Genomic DNA, 11,946 nt, shown 5'->3' on the forward strand with positions numbered 1-11,946 from the left:
GCACAAATCGTAGTGGTGGTCCTCACCTGGTTAACCGGTGGTGGCCGGGCGGTCGCGATGCGAGGGTGGCGCCCATGCCCGAGCTCGTGTTCTACAACGACCCCGCCGCCTTCCTCGCCGACGTCGAGCCGGTGCTGGCCGCGGACCCGGTCGTCACCACGGTGCTCGCCACGGTGACCCAGCGGGTGGCTGCGGCGGACCGCCGTGGCGAGCCCCGGGCCGACCACCCGCACTGGTGGCTGGCCGTGCGCGAGGCCGGCGAGGTCGTGGGCGCCGCGATGCGCACGGCGCCGTTCGGGCCCTACCCGCTCTACCTGCTGCCGATGCCCGAGCAGGCCGCCCGCGACCTGGCACGCGCGCTGCACGAGCGCGGCGAGGAGGTCGCGGCCGCCAACGGCGCACTGCCGGCGACCGAGCACTTCGCCGCCGAGCTGGCCCGCCTCCACGGCCGGCGGGCCGAGGTGCACGAGCACATGCGGCTGTGGGAGGCCACCGCGATCGCCGCCCCGGAGGCGCCTCCCGGCCGGCTCCGTGCCGCCCGGCTCGAGGACACCGACCTGGTCGTCGACTGGTGGAACGCGTTCTCCGCTGCGGCGGACGAGCAGGCAGGGCGCACGGCGACGTCGGCGATGGTCGAGAGCATCGAGCCCGACGACGCCGCTCGACGGATCGCGGAGGAGCTCGTCTGGCTCTGGGAGGACGAGAGCGGCCGGGTCCTCCACCTGACCGCCCACAACCCGCCGGCCTTCGGCGTCGCGCGGATCGGCCCGGTCTACACGCCCCGTGAGGCGCGCGGCCACGGCTACGCCAGCGCAGGCGTCGCGGCCGTCTCCCAGCGGCTGCTGGACGGAGGCGCCCGGGTCTGCCTGTTCACCGACCAGGCCAACCCCACCTCGAACAAGATCTACGCGGAGCTGGGCTACCGGCCGGTGGTCGACATGGCCAACCTGCGCATCTCCTAGTCGAGCGCCCCGCCGAGCGCCCCGCCGAGCGCCTCGGCGATCGCGGCCTCGGACTCCGCACTCGGCTTCCATTGGCCACGAGCGCTGCTGAAGCTCCCCGAGCAGCGGTCGTCGGCGTACGCCGCCCGGTCGCCCTCGTCGTCGGTGAGCACCAGCAGCCGCTGCGGACCGGTGTCGGCGCAGACGGTCCCGAGGGTCCTCGGCACCAGGTGCCGGGCGAGGTCGTCGCGGATCGTCGCGAGGGTGTCGAGGTGCAGCTTGCCCTCCGTCGCGGCGTACTCGACGCTGCCCATCGGGTCGGCGACGTAGCAGATCATCCCCGCCGTCGCGGAGGCGATGTCGAACGACGCGTTCCAGGTGTCGGCGCCCTCGGCCAGCGGATCGCCGGCCGGGCACGTCGGTCCGTCCGCTCCCGGCTCGAGGTCGCCCGACTGCTGGCGCTCGAGGTTGCCGGTGAGAGCGTCGAGGACCTGCTGGCCGGTGCGCTGGACGCCACCGACCGCGACGGCGCCGCAGGTCCGCAGGGTGCTGCCGATCACCTCGGTGCCGCCGTCCGGGAGGCCGACGACCAGGGCCCACGGGCGCGGCAGCTCGTCGACCGCCGCGCAGACGGCAGCGTCGTGCTGCGGCAGGGCCAGCACGTCGGCGGCGAAGTCGCGGGCGGTGTCTCCGGTGAGCGGCGTCGTCGGCAGGTCGGGCTCGGCCAGGTCGCCCCCCGCGGGCGACAGCACGGGGCAGCTGCGCACGGAGACGACGTCGGCCAGGCCGGCGTCGGGCGATCCCTTCGAGACGTCGATCGGCGTGGAAGGACACGCGGCCGTCGTCGCGGCCGGGGGCGTGGCGACCTCGGCCCCGTCCTCGCCGTCCATGGCCAGGGGGAGGCCCACCGCCAGGGCGAGCACGACGGCAGTGGCCCCCGCGAGCAGCCCGCGGTCGCGGCGCCGCGCCGCCCGCCCCCGCCGTACGACGGCAGCGGTGCGGGAGGTGGGGTCCAGCGCGGGGGAGCCGGGTGCGGCCTGCTCGAGCAGGTCGCGCAGCCGGGCGTCGGGGTCGGTCATGACGGGTCTCCTTCGGCGAACAGGGGAGAGGTGCGCAGGGCGGCGAGCGCCCGTGAGGTCTGGCTCTTGACCGTGCCGACGCCGATGCCGAGGGCGCCGGCGGTCTGCTCGACGGTGAGGTCGTCGAAGTAGCGCAGGACGACGACGGCGCGCTGTCCCCTCGGGAGCAGGTCGAGCGCGGCGAGCACGTCGCGTCGTACCTCCACCTCGTCGGCCTCATCGGCACCGGGCGGTGCGAGGTCGGGGAGGGTCCCGGTGGAGACCTCGCCGTTCCAGCGGCGGCGCCACCAGTCGGTGTAGGTCGTGGCGATCGCGGCGCGCACGTAGGACTCCACGGCCTCGCGCCGCTCGATCCTGTCCCAGCGACGCCACGCCTTCACCAGGGCGGTCTGGAGGAGGTCCTCGGCCCGTTGGGGGTCACCGGTCAGCAGGTAGGCGCTGCGCCAGAGCGAAGCGGACCGGGCGGCGACGAACTCCTCGAAGTCCGCCACCGTCGGCGGTGCTGCTGTCATCGTCCGAGCCTCGCTCATGGGCCACCCCTTCACCCGTCACGACGAGGCGGAGCCGGCCGATGGTTGTCACCAGACGAGGACCGGCTTGACGACCCTGCCTGCACCCACGTCCTCGATGGCGCGGTTGATCTCGGTGAAGGGGTAGCTCACGAGCAGGTCGTCCACGTCGAACTTGCCCGCCTGGTGCAGCGCGATCAGCCGCGGGACCATCTCCAGCGGGTCGGAGTCGCCCTCGACGCTGCCGCGCACGACCTTGCCGTTCTGCATGATGTCGATCGCGTCGATCGGGAACTCCGGCGCGCCCAGCCCGAGGATCACCAGCTCACCTCGGATCCCCAGGCCCTGCGCCGCCTGCTTGATGACCTCCGGTACGGCGGTCGTGTCGATGGCCCCGGTCGCGCCGCCGCCGGTCAGCTCCTTGACCTTCTCGACCACCTGGGTGCCGAGGTCGTTGACCTCGAGCTCGGCGGGGTTCACCGTGACGGCGCCGTAGCGCGCGGCGACCTCGAGGCGGCTGGCCATCAGGTCGACCGCGACGATCGTGCCCACCCCCTGGGCCTGCGCCGCCGCGATCGCGGCGAGGCCGACCGCGCCCACGCCGTAGACGACGAGGCTGTCCTCGGGGCGGGGCTTCAGGACGTTGAGCACCGCACCCGCGCCGGTCTGGAAGCCGCAGCCGTAGGGCGCGACCTTCGTCAGGTCGAGGCTCTTGTCGACCACGACGCAGTTGTCGGCGTACACGAGGGCGTGCTGGGCGAAGCTGGACTGCCCGAAGAAGGAGCCGAACACCGGCGAGCCGTCGCGCGACATGGTGGTGGAGCCGTCCATGCGCATGCCCATGTAGTTGAGCAGCAGGCTCGAGTCGCAGTAGCCGACGAGCCCGGCGTCGCAGCGCGGGCAGGCGCGGCACGAGCGCAGGCTGAGCACGACGTGGTCGCCGACCTCGATCCCGCTGACGTCGTCGCCTACCTCCTCGACGACGCCGGCGCCCTCGTGGCCGAAGACGTTCGGGAACATCTCGGCGGGCAGCATCGTGCGCATCGTGATGTCGGTGTGGCACAGGCCGGTGGCGACGATCCGGACCAGCACCTCGTCGGCGCGGGGCCCGTCCAGGTCCACCTCCTCGAAGGTGAAGTCCTGCCCGGGTGCGTTGACGACGGCGACCGTGGTTCTCATGACGAGCACACTAGAACCTGTTCCAGTCCGGGGTCGAGGAACGCCGATCCCTAGACTCACAGGTGAGATGACCGAGACTCCCGACGTGACCCCGGACGAGACGCCCGACGAGACCGCAGGCGCCCCCCGCCTGGCCGAGACCTTCGCCGAGGTGGAGGACGCCCTGCTCTCGCGCTGGCCGGAGACCCGGCTGGAGCCGTCGCTGGACCGGATCCGGGCCTTCGCCGAGCTGCTCGGCGACCCGCAGGCCTCCTACCCGGTGATCCACCTGACCGGGACCAACGGCAAGACCAGCACCTCGCGGATGATCGACACCCTGCTGCGCGCGCTCGACCTGCGCACCGGGCGCTTCACCAGTCCGCACGTGGAGCGGATGAACGAGCGCATCAGCGTCGACGGCGAGCCGCTGGACGACGACGCGTTCGTCCGCGCCTTCAACGACGTCGCGCCCTTCACCCACCTCGTGGACGAGTCCGAGGCGCACCCGCTGTCGTTCTTCGAGACCGTGGTCGGCATGGCCTTCGCGGCCTTCGCCGACGCGCCGGTCGACGTGGCGGTCGTCGAGGTGGGCATGGGCGGCTCGTGGGACGCCACCAACGTCGCCGACGCCACCGTGGCCGTGGTGCTGCCCGTCGCGGTGGACCATGCGCAGTACCTCGGCGACACCGTCGTCGACATCGCCGCCGAGAAGGCCGGCATCATCAAGCCCGGCTCGCTGGCCGTGCTCGCCCAGCAGACGCCCGAGGCGGCGCAGGTGCTGCTCGAGCGCGCCGTCGAGGTCGGGGCGACCGTCGTGCGCGAGGGCATGGAGTTCGGCGTGATCTCACGGGTGCCCGCCGTCGGCGGACAGGTCGTGTCCTTCCAGGGCCTGCGCGCCCGCTACGACGACGTCTTCCTGCCCCTCTACGGCGCCCACCAGGCGCAGAACGCCGCGGTCGCACTGGCCGCCGTCGAGGCGTTCGCCGGTGACCAGGAGCTCGACGCCGAGCTGGTCGCGGCGGCGTTCGCGGAGGTGACCTCCCCGGGCCGGCTGGAGATCGTCCGCCGGAGCCCCACGATCGTGCTGGACGCCGCCCACAACCCCGCAGGCGCCGAGGCGGTCGCGGACGCGCTCGACGACTCCTTCGCGTTCTCGCCGCTGATCGGGGTCGTGGGGGTCATGTCCGACAAGGACCACACCGGCCTGCTGTCGGCGTTCGAGCCGCACTTCGCCCACATCGTCTGCACGCAGAACTCCACCCCCCGCTCGCTGCCCGCCGAGCAGCTGGCCCTCGAGGCGATCGAGATCTTCGGCGAGGACCGCGTGACCGTGGAGCCGCGACTGGCCGACGCGATCGACCGGGCCGCCGGCCTCGCGGAGAACGGCGAGTCGTCCGGCGACTCCATCGGCTCCGGCGCGGTGCTGGTGACCGGCTCCGTGGTGACCGTCGGCGAGGCCCGGACCCTGGTGAGGCGGCGGTCGTGAGCGAGCGCACCCGGTCCCCGCGCCGCGGCATGTGCGCCGCGGTGCTGAGCCTCGAGGCGATCACCCTCGGCCTCACCACCCCGGTGATGATCGCCGTGGCCGACGTGGCGGTCTCGACCGCGCTGGTCGTCGGCCTGGGCCTGATGGTGGCCTGCCTGCTCGTCGCCGGGATGCTGCGCAGCCCGTGGGCCTACGGCCTGGGGTGGCTCATCCAGGCCGCGGCCGTCGGGCTGGGGTTCCTGGTCCCGCTGATGTTCGTGCTCGGCGCGATCTTCGCCCTCCTGTGGGGCTCGGCCGACTTCCTGGGCCGCAAGATCGAGCGCGAGCGCGCCGCGGCGTACGCCGCCCTCGACGCCGAGCTCGCCGCCGAGGGCGACGCCTGACCCTGGCGTCACACGGTGGGCGGCGGCGCCTCCTCGAGGCGGAGGACGCCCCGGAGCCTCACCAGCGCCTCGCGGGCGTGCGACTTGACGGTCCCGACGGAGATGCCGAGCAGCTGGGCGGTCTCGCGCTCGGTGAGGTCGTCGAAGTAACGCAGCAGGTCGAGGAAGCGGTAGGCGCCGCTGGTCGCGGAGACGCCCACCAGTCCGTCCTTCCTGCCGGACCACGTCGCGCGCTCGGCGGGGATGATCGCGGTAGGCGCGTCCGCGTGCCGCGGCCGCCGTGGCGGTGCCCGGGTCGGGTCTCCGGTCGCTCAGCTCGGCCAGCTCGGCCAGCCGTTCGTGCAGGGTCTGCATCTCCGCCTCCTCGTGCGTCGCTGACTAGACGGGTCGAGCGGGCGGAAGGGAGGGGGCCAGGACCCTAGTGGCGCATCACGTGGCGGAGGACCACCGCGAGGACGACGAGGAAGGCCACGAGCAGACCGAGCGAGAGCACACCCATCAGGATCTCCGAGAGGTGCGGAAGCAGGGGGTCCAGCTCGTGCTCGGTCTCGGTGCGCATGCCGAGAGGCTAGGTGCTCAGGCGAGAGCGCGGGCGAGAACGGCGAGGGCGGTGTCCAGCTCGGCGTCCGTGCAGCCGCCGAACCCGACGATCAGGCCGTGGAGCTCCGCGGTGCGGCAGTAGTCACTGAGCAGCGGCACGTCGAAGCCGGCGCGGCGCGCGGCCTGCTGCGCCGACTCGGCGAGCGCGCGGGGCAGCACGACGGTCGCGTACATGCCGGCCACCGGCCCGTCGACGTACGGCGCGAGGGCGCCCGCCACGCGCTCGGCGCGCTCGGCGTAGGTGCGCCGGGCGGAGCGGACGACCCGGTCGACGTAGCCGTCGCGCAGGAGCGACAGGTAGGCGCGCTGCACGGGCCAGGACACGGCGTCGTGGGTGCGGTCGCGGTGCCGCTCGACGCGCTCACGCAGCGGCGCCGGGGCCACGAGCCAGCCGAGCCGGAGGCTGGGGGCCACCGACTTGCTGGCGGTGCCGAGGTAGGCGACCCGGTCGCGATCAAGGCTGGCCAGGGCGGGGATCGGAGCCACGTCGTAGCGGAACTCCGAGTCGTAGTCGTCCTCGATGACGACCGCCCCGGCGACCCGCGCCGCCTCGAGCAGCGCCAGCCGGTCCCGCCCGGACATGACCGGTCCGAGGGGGTGCTGGTGCGCGGGGGTGACGTAGGCGGCGACGACCGCCCCCAGGTCGGCGCGCGGCAGCGCGAGGGCCGGTACGTCGACGACGCGCCGGCCCGTGGCGCGCACCGTCTCCACGGCCGCGCGGTAGCCGGGGTCCTCCATCGCCAGGTCGCCGGGCGGCAGCGCGGTCAGCAGGTGCCGGAGGCCGTCGGTGGTGCCGCTGGTGACCAGGACGTCGTCGGGGTCGACGTCGAGACCGCGGCTGCGCGCCAGGCGGGCCGCCAGCGCCGCCCGCAGCTCGGGCAGGCCGCGCGGGTCGTCGTAGCCCCGCGGTGGCGTCGCCGCGCCCGCCTCGCGCCAGGCCCGGCGCCACGCGGGGCGGTGGCGCGGGTCGATCCAGGGCGTGCCGGCGTCGAGCCGCAGCAGCTCCCGACCGGCCCGGGCCGGCGCCCGCTGCGGGCGCGGGGGAGCGGCGACCGGACCGCTGACCGCGACGAAGGTGCCCGACCCGGCCCGGCCCTCCAGCCAGCCCTCGGCGACCAGCTGGCCGTAGGCGTGCTCGGTCACCGACCGTGCGACGCCGAGCTCGCGTGCCAGGGCCCGGCTGCTGGGCAGCCGCTCGCCGGGCGCCAGCAGGCCGCCGGTGACCAGGCGGCGTACCTGGATGCTCAGCTGCGCGCCCAGCGGGACGCCGCCGGCCCGGTCGAGCTCCACCACCAACGTGTCCACGAGTGTCCTGTCCGGATCGTCCCGAAGTGGCCCCTGACGGCGGGCCATTGCGGCTCCAGACTAGAGCCATGACGACCGCACCGCTCTCGCCCTCCTCCCGTACGTCGGTCAACCGCGGCCGCAACCGCGCGGTGTCCGACCGCGCCGAGCTGCACGCGCTCCTGGCCGACGGGCTCGTCGCGCACGTGGGGGTCGACGTGGGCGAGCACCCGGTCGTGCTGCCGGTGGCCTACGCGGTGGACCTGGACGGGCCCGACGAGGACGGCACCCTCTACATCCACGGCTCCGTGGCGGCCCGTTGGCTGACGAGCTCCGAGGGCAGCACGGTCTGCGTGACCGTGACCGAGGTCGACGGCCTCGTCGCCGCCCGCTCGGCCTTCCACCACTCGATGAACTACCGCTCGGCGGTGGTGATCGGCCGCGCCCGCATCGTCACCGACCCCGACGAGAAGGCCCACGCCCTCACGCTGACCGTCGACCACATGGTGCCCGGACGAGCGGCCACCCTGCGTCCGCACACGCGCAAGGAGGTGGCGGCCACCTCGGTGCTCGCCGTACCCCTGCACGAGGCGTCGCTCAAGGTGCGCGCCGAGGGCCCCGTCGACGACCCCGAGGACGTCGAGGCGGGGGTGTGGGGCGGCGTGATCCCGGTGCGCCGGGTGGCGGGTGCGCCGGTGCCGTCGCCGGAGTCGGTGGCCGACCCGGTGCCCGCCGACGTGGTCCGGCGTGCCGAGGCGCTCGCGTGACTGGCTAGGGTCTGCCGCATGACCGAGACGTCTCGCACCCTCGTCCTGCTCAAGCCCGACACCGTCCGCCGCGGGCTGGTGGGGGAGGTGCTCTCCCGCTTCGAGGCCAAGGGCCTGCGCATCGTCGCCCTCGAGCACCGCCAGATCGACGGCGCGAAGGCCGACGAGCACTACGCCGAGCACGTCGAGCGCGACTTCTACCCGCCGCTGCGCGACTTCGTCACGAGCGGTCCGCTGGTGGCGCTCGTGCTCGAGGGCGACTCCGCCATCGAGGTGGTGCGCGCGCTCAACGGCGCCACCGACGGCCGCGCGGCCGCGCCCGGCACGATCCGCGGCGACCTCTCGCTCTCCAACCGCGAGAACCTCGTGCACGGCTCGGACTCCGCGGAGTCGGCCGAGCGCGAGATCGCGATCTGGTTCCCGGGGCTCTGACCCTCAGGGGGCGCCGGTCATCCACAGGCCGGAAGCCGCCGGTTTCCGCCGCCATGGCCGGGGGCAGCCTCCCGGCATGGAGCTGCATCCCGTGCCCGACCCCACCGGTGACCCGTTCGTCGACGCCGTGCGCCGGCGTCATCCCGACGTCGACGTCGTGCTGCTGCCCCCCGAGCCACCTCCACCCGGGCCCGACCAGGTCGTCGACGAGGACCTCCCGCGCGCGACGCTCGCCCGGGTCGCCACCCTCGCCCGGCAGCTGTGGGCCTCGACCGCGCGCGACAGCGACGTCGTCCCCGAGACGCGTCTCGCCTTCGGCGACGGTCCGGGCGCCGTGCGTGCCGCCGCCCGGGTCGCGACGCGCCGCGACGACGGCTTCCACGTGCTGGTCGCCCTGCGTCACGAGCTCGAGACCCACGGGTGGGAGGTCACCCGACCGCCGGGCGCGGTGGAGCGGGTCGAGGCCCACCTCGACGACCTCGTCGTCACGGCCTCCTACGTCGAAGGCGCCGGCGCGCTGCTCTTCCAGGTCTGGTCCGGGTCGCTCGCCGTCGGCCCGGAGCGGGCGCGCGAGCTGACCTGCGCGACGCGGGGTGGTCGGTGATGGAGGTCGTGCCCGTCAGCGTCGGCGAGGCGTCCCGTGCCTGGGACGAGCAGCACCTCGACCTCGACGCCGCCGCCACCCAGATCGCGGACGCCGACACCAGCGGCTTCACCACCCACGTCCGGGGGGCCGCCACCCGCTTCCTCGCGCAGTGGCAGCGCCACGCGGAGGGCCTCGGCACCGTCTCGGAGCAGCGGGCCGACGGCCTGCGCACGACGATCGCCGACTACGTCACCAGCGACGAGGCCACCCGCGGCGACCTGGTCGCGCTGCTCACCTACACGCAGGAGGTGCGATGACCACGATCCAGCTCCCGCCGCTGCCGCGGGTGGCGCCCGCGCTCACCTGCGACCCCGCCGCGATCAGCGCCTGCGGCGCCGACCTGCTGGCGGCCTCCGCCCAGGTCGACGACCTCGGGACCTTCGTCGCCGGCCGGGCGCGCGTCGACGACTGGACCGGCGAGGCCGCCACGGCCTACCACCAGGCGATCGCCCCCACCGGGCGTCGCGCCGACGCCATGTCGCTGGCCCTGCGCGGCGTCGCCCACCGCGTGGAGGAGCACTCCGCCGAGATGCAGCGCCTCCTCGACCGCCGTACGGCGCTGGAGGACCGCCAGCAGCACCTCGCCCAGCAGGTGGCCCACCTGCGCGCCGAGGTGGCCACCACCACCGAGGAGGGGGCCGCCGAGCTCCAGGCCGACTGCGACCGGGTGGCGGGCCAGGTGCAGGCCTACGAGACCGACCTCGACACCTGGGTGAGCGACCTGGCGACCGAGGAGTCGGAGATGAGCCAGGCGTTCACCCGGGTGCTCGGCGCCGACGACGTCGACCGGATCTACGGCGGCGTCGCCGACCCGGCCGACGGGCCCCTGCGCGACAAGCCCGGCGCCGGGGCCTCCCCGGCCGAGGTCCACGCCTGGTGGGCCGCTCTCACGGCCGCGCAGCGGCGCGCCGTCATCGCGGCCGCGCCGGGCGCCATCGGCAACCTCGACGGCATCCCGGCCTCCGCCCGTCACGCCGCCAACACGGTGGCCCTCGGCCGCGACCTCGCCGACTACGCCCACACCGAGGACGCCGGGGTGCTCACCGACGACGAGCGCACCTGCTACGACAACGCCCTGGCCGCCGACGAGGCCCGGCGCGAGATCGAGGGCCGCCACGACCCGGTCACCGGTGAGCCGATCGTGGCCCAGATCTACATCTACGACCCCGCCGCCTTCGACGGCGACGGTGCGGTCGCGATCTCCGCGGGCGACCTCGACACCGCCGACAACGTCGCGGTCGTCGTGCCCGGCTTCGGCACCGACGGGGAGAGCGCCCCCTACCAGGCCGACCGGGCGGCCACGCTCTACGAGTCGACACGCGTGCTCGACCCGAGCGCCACCAACGCCTCGCTGTTCTGGATCGGCTACGACGCTCCCGACAACGCCCCGTGGGACGAGGGCTACGACGGCGCGGGGGTCGTCACCGAGTCGATGGCCGCCGCCGGCGGCGAGCGGCTCGCCGACACCATCGACGGCCTGCGCGCGAGCCGCGAGGACGACCCGGCCCACCTCACCGCGATCGGGCACAGCTACGGCTCCACGACGACCGGCCACGGCGCCCATGATCACGGGCTCGGCGTCGACGACGTCGTCTTCGTCGGGAGCCCCGGCGTGGGTGGCGACACCGACCACGCCAGCGACACCGGCGTCGACCCCGACCACGTCTGGGCCGGCTCCAACAGCCGCGACCCCATCGCGGACCTCGGCAACCACGGCTGGGTCCACGGCGAGACCGTCTTCGGGGCCGGGCTGGGCGACGACCCCGCCGAGGACGACTTCGGCGCCCACCGGTTCCAGGCGGAGTCGACGACCCGGGGCGGCGCCTACTCCTTCGGCGACCACTCCAAGTACTTCGACCACGACACCGAGTCGCTGGCCAACATCAGCCACATCGTCAACGGCGACTACGACGCCGTCCAGGAGGCCGAGCACCTCCACGACCCGTTCCTGGGGCCGGTCGAGGATCCCGAGTACGACCGCGAGCCCACCAGCCCGACGACGAGCAGCCTCACGCCGTGAGGGTGATGGCAGGCTGGGTCCTCGTGGCGGCCGTGCTCAGCGGCTGCGGGGCAGGAGGCGACGGCGTGGACGACCCGGACAGTAGTCCCACGGCGAACGCGGCCCTGGAGCAGCAGCGTGAGGACGTCAGGGCCGCGGCCGCCGAGCTCGTGACCGGCGCGATCGGCGCCCTGGGCGGCCGGTCCTCGCACACCGGCGGCGGCTTCGACGGCTGCGCGTCGGCGGGCGTCGACGAGTTCGGCTCCTTCCGCTACCGCGCCAGCGGCCGGGTCGACGTGGGTCCCGGGGCCGTCCGCCCCTACCTCGACGCGCTGGGGCCGGTGCTGACCGCGGCCGGGTTCGACGAGCCGGCCCTGCGCGAGCGTCCGGGCGGGCAGACCCTGCAGGCCGAGCGCGACGGCGTGAGCGCGGCGTTCTCCGAGCTCCCGGGCAACGGCGACTACGTCCTGGTCAACCTCCAGGGCCCGTGCGTCGAGGTGCCTGAAAGCGACCGCGACACGTGGCTGCGCCGCCAGGACCCCACGCCGTACCTCTGAGCGGCTCGTCACACCCGCAACACGCGTCTCACCCGTCTCGGCGTGCCTGCGCCGTTCCGGGCCGTGGGAAACCTACGCTCGCTGTCGGGTACGGCGAGGCGTGCG

At 74.4% G+C, this 11,946-nt stretch carries 15 protein-coding genes; 9 read left to right on the forward strand and 6 right to left on the reverse strand.

From position 1 onward, the window contains the following. The first annotated feature begins 74 nt into the window (after nt 1–74). On the forward strand, nt 75–962 hold the full coding sequence (locus E4622_RS01970; protein WP_134738413.1) for a GNAT family N-acetyltransferase: 888 nt from the start codon (nt 75–77) through the stop codon (nt 960–962). Here E4622_RS01970 and E4622_RS01975 read toward each other — a convergent pair. Genes E4622_RS01975 through E4622_RS01985 form a run of 3 tightly spaced genes read right to left on the reverse strand, consistent with a single transcriptional unit; the run spans nt 959 to nt 3,708 of the window. Then, the gene (locus E4622_RS01975) at nt 959–2,020 is read right to left on the reverse strand and encodes a hypothetical protein (protein WP_134738414.1); all 1,062 of its coding nucleotides are present in this window, start codon (nt 2,018–2,020) and stop codon (nt 959–961) included. The genes E4622_RS01970 and E4622_RS01975 overlap by 4 nt on opposite strands. Continuing rightward, on the reverse strand, nt 2,017–2,550 hold the full coding sequence (locus tag E4622_RS01980; protein ID WP_245155839.1) for a SigE family RNA polymerase sigma factor: 534 nt from the start codon (nt 2,548–2,550) through the stop codon (nt 2,017–2,019). Before E4622_RS01980 ends, E4622_RS01975 begins: the two co-directional genes overlap by 4 nt. 48 nt (nt 2,551–2,598) lie before the next feature. Continuing rightward, a complete protein-coding gene (locus E4622_RS01985; protein WP_134738415.1) occupies nt 2,599–3,708 on the reverse strand; it encodes an NAD(P)-dependent alcohol dehydrogenase in 1,110 nt (369 codons plus the stop codon). A gap of 67 nt (nt 3,709–3,775) precedes the next feature. Here E4622_RS01985 and E4622_RS01990 point away from each other — a divergent pair, with 67 nt between their 5' ends. Together E4622_RS01990 and E4622_RS01995 are read left to right on the forward strand one after the other, a co-directional pair. After that, complete coding sequence (locus E4622_RS01990; protein ID WP_134738416.1) at nt 3,776–5,173, forward strand: folylpolyglutamate synthase/dihydrofolate synthase family protein; 1,398 nt, start codon at nt 3,776–3,778, stop codon at nt 5,171–5,173. Further along, nucleotides 5,170–5,556, forward strand: coding sequence for a DUF4233 domain-containing protein (locus tag E4622_RS01995; RefSeq protein WP_245155840.1), 387 nt, complete (start codon nt 5,170–5,172; stop codon nt 5,554–5,556). The genes E4622_RS01990 and E4622_RS01995 overlap by 4 nt, the downstream gene beginning before the upstream one ends. Before the next feature lie 8 nt (nt 5,557–5,564). Here the strand turns inward: E4622_RS01995 and E4622_RS02000 are convergent, their stop codons facing one another. The 3 genes from E4622_RS02000 to E4622_RS02005 all read right to left on the reverse strand — a co-directional run bounded on the left by E4622_RS02000 (nt 5,565) and on the right by E4622_RS02005 (nt 7,461). After that, nucleotides 5,565–5,756 carry a sigma factor-like helix-turn-helix DNA-binding protein gene (locus tag E4622_RS02000; protein ID WP_245155841.1) on the reverse strand — a complete coding sequence of 64 codons (192 nt, stop codon included), beginning with the start codon at nt 5,754–5,756 and terminating at the stop codon, nt 5,565–5,567. 218 nt (nt 5,757–5,974) lie between these two features. Continuing rightward, nucleotides 5,975–6,115: a hypothetical protein gene (locus E4622_RS22605; RefSeq protein WP_167735947.1), complete on the reverse strand. Its 141-nt coding sequence runs from the start codon at nt 6,113–6,115 to the stop codon at nt 5,975–5,977. 17 nt (nt 6,116–6,132) lie between these two features. Then, on the reverse strand, nt 6,133–7,461 hold the full coding sequence (locus tag E4622_RS02005; protein WP_134738418.1) for a PLP-dependent aminotransferase family protein: 1,329 nt from the start codon (nt 7,459–7,461) through the stop codon (nt 6,133–6,135). Nucleotides 7,462–7,529: 68 nt separating this feature from the next. Between E4622_RS02005 and E4622_RS02010 the strand changes: the two genes are divergently transcribed. The 6 genes from E4622_RS02010 to E4622_RS02035 all read left to right on the forward strand — a co-directional run bounded on the left by E4622_RS02010 (nt 7,530) and on the right by E4622_RS02035 (nt 11,841). After that, the gene (locus E4622_RS02010) at nt 7,530–8,207 is read left to right on the forward strand and encodes a pyridoxamine 5'-phosphate oxidase family protein (protein ID WP_134738419.1); all 678 of its coding nucleotides are present in this window, start codon (nt 7,530–7,532) and stop codon (nt 8,205–8,207) included. A gap of 18 nt (nt 8,208–8,225) precedes the next feature. After that, nucleotides 8,226–8,639, forward strand: a complete 414-nt coding sequence (ndk, locus tag E4622_RS02015) for a nucleoside-diphosphate kinase (protein WP_134738420.1) — start codon at nt 8,226–8,228, stop codon at nt 8,637–8,639. A 76-nt stretch (nt 8,640–8,715) separates the two neighbouring features. Continuing rightward, nucleotides 8,716–9,243: a hypothetical protein gene (locus E4622_RS02020; RefSeq protein ID WP_134738421.1), complete on the forward strand. Its 528-nt coding sequence runs from the start codon at nt 8,716–8,718 to the stop codon at nt 9,241–9,243. Then, nucleotides 9,243–9,542, forward strand: coding sequence for a hypothetical protein (locus E4622_RS02025; RefSeq protein ID WP_134738422.1), 300 nt, complete (start codon nt 9,243–9,245; stop codon nt 9,540–9,542). Before E4622_RS02020 ends, E4622_RS02025 begins: the two co-directional genes overlap by 1 nt. After that, nucleotides 9,539–11,305 carry an alpha/beta hydrolase gene (locus E4622_RS02030; RefSeq protein ID WP_134738423.1) on the forward strand — a complete coding sequence of 589 codons (1,767 nt, stop codon included), beginning with the start codon at nt 9,539–9,541 and terminating at the stop codon, nt 11,303–11,305. Before E4622_RS02025 ends, E4622_RS02030 begins: the two co-directional genes overlap by 4 nt. After that, nucleotides 11,302–11,841, forward strand: coding sequence for a hypothetical protein (locus E4622_RS02035; protein WP_134738424.1), 540 nt, complete (start codon nt 11,302–11,304; stop codon nt 11,839–11,841). Before E4622_RS02030 ends, E4622_RS02035 begins: the two co-directional genes overlap by 4 nt. Nucleotides 11,842–11,946 lie beyond the last annotated feature (105 nt).

It is taken from the genome of Nocardioides sp. 503, assembly GCF_004522095.1.
In the GTDB taxonomy this organism is placed as follows: Bacteria; Actinomycetota; Actinomycetes; order Propionibacteriales; family Nocardioidaceae; genus Nocardioides.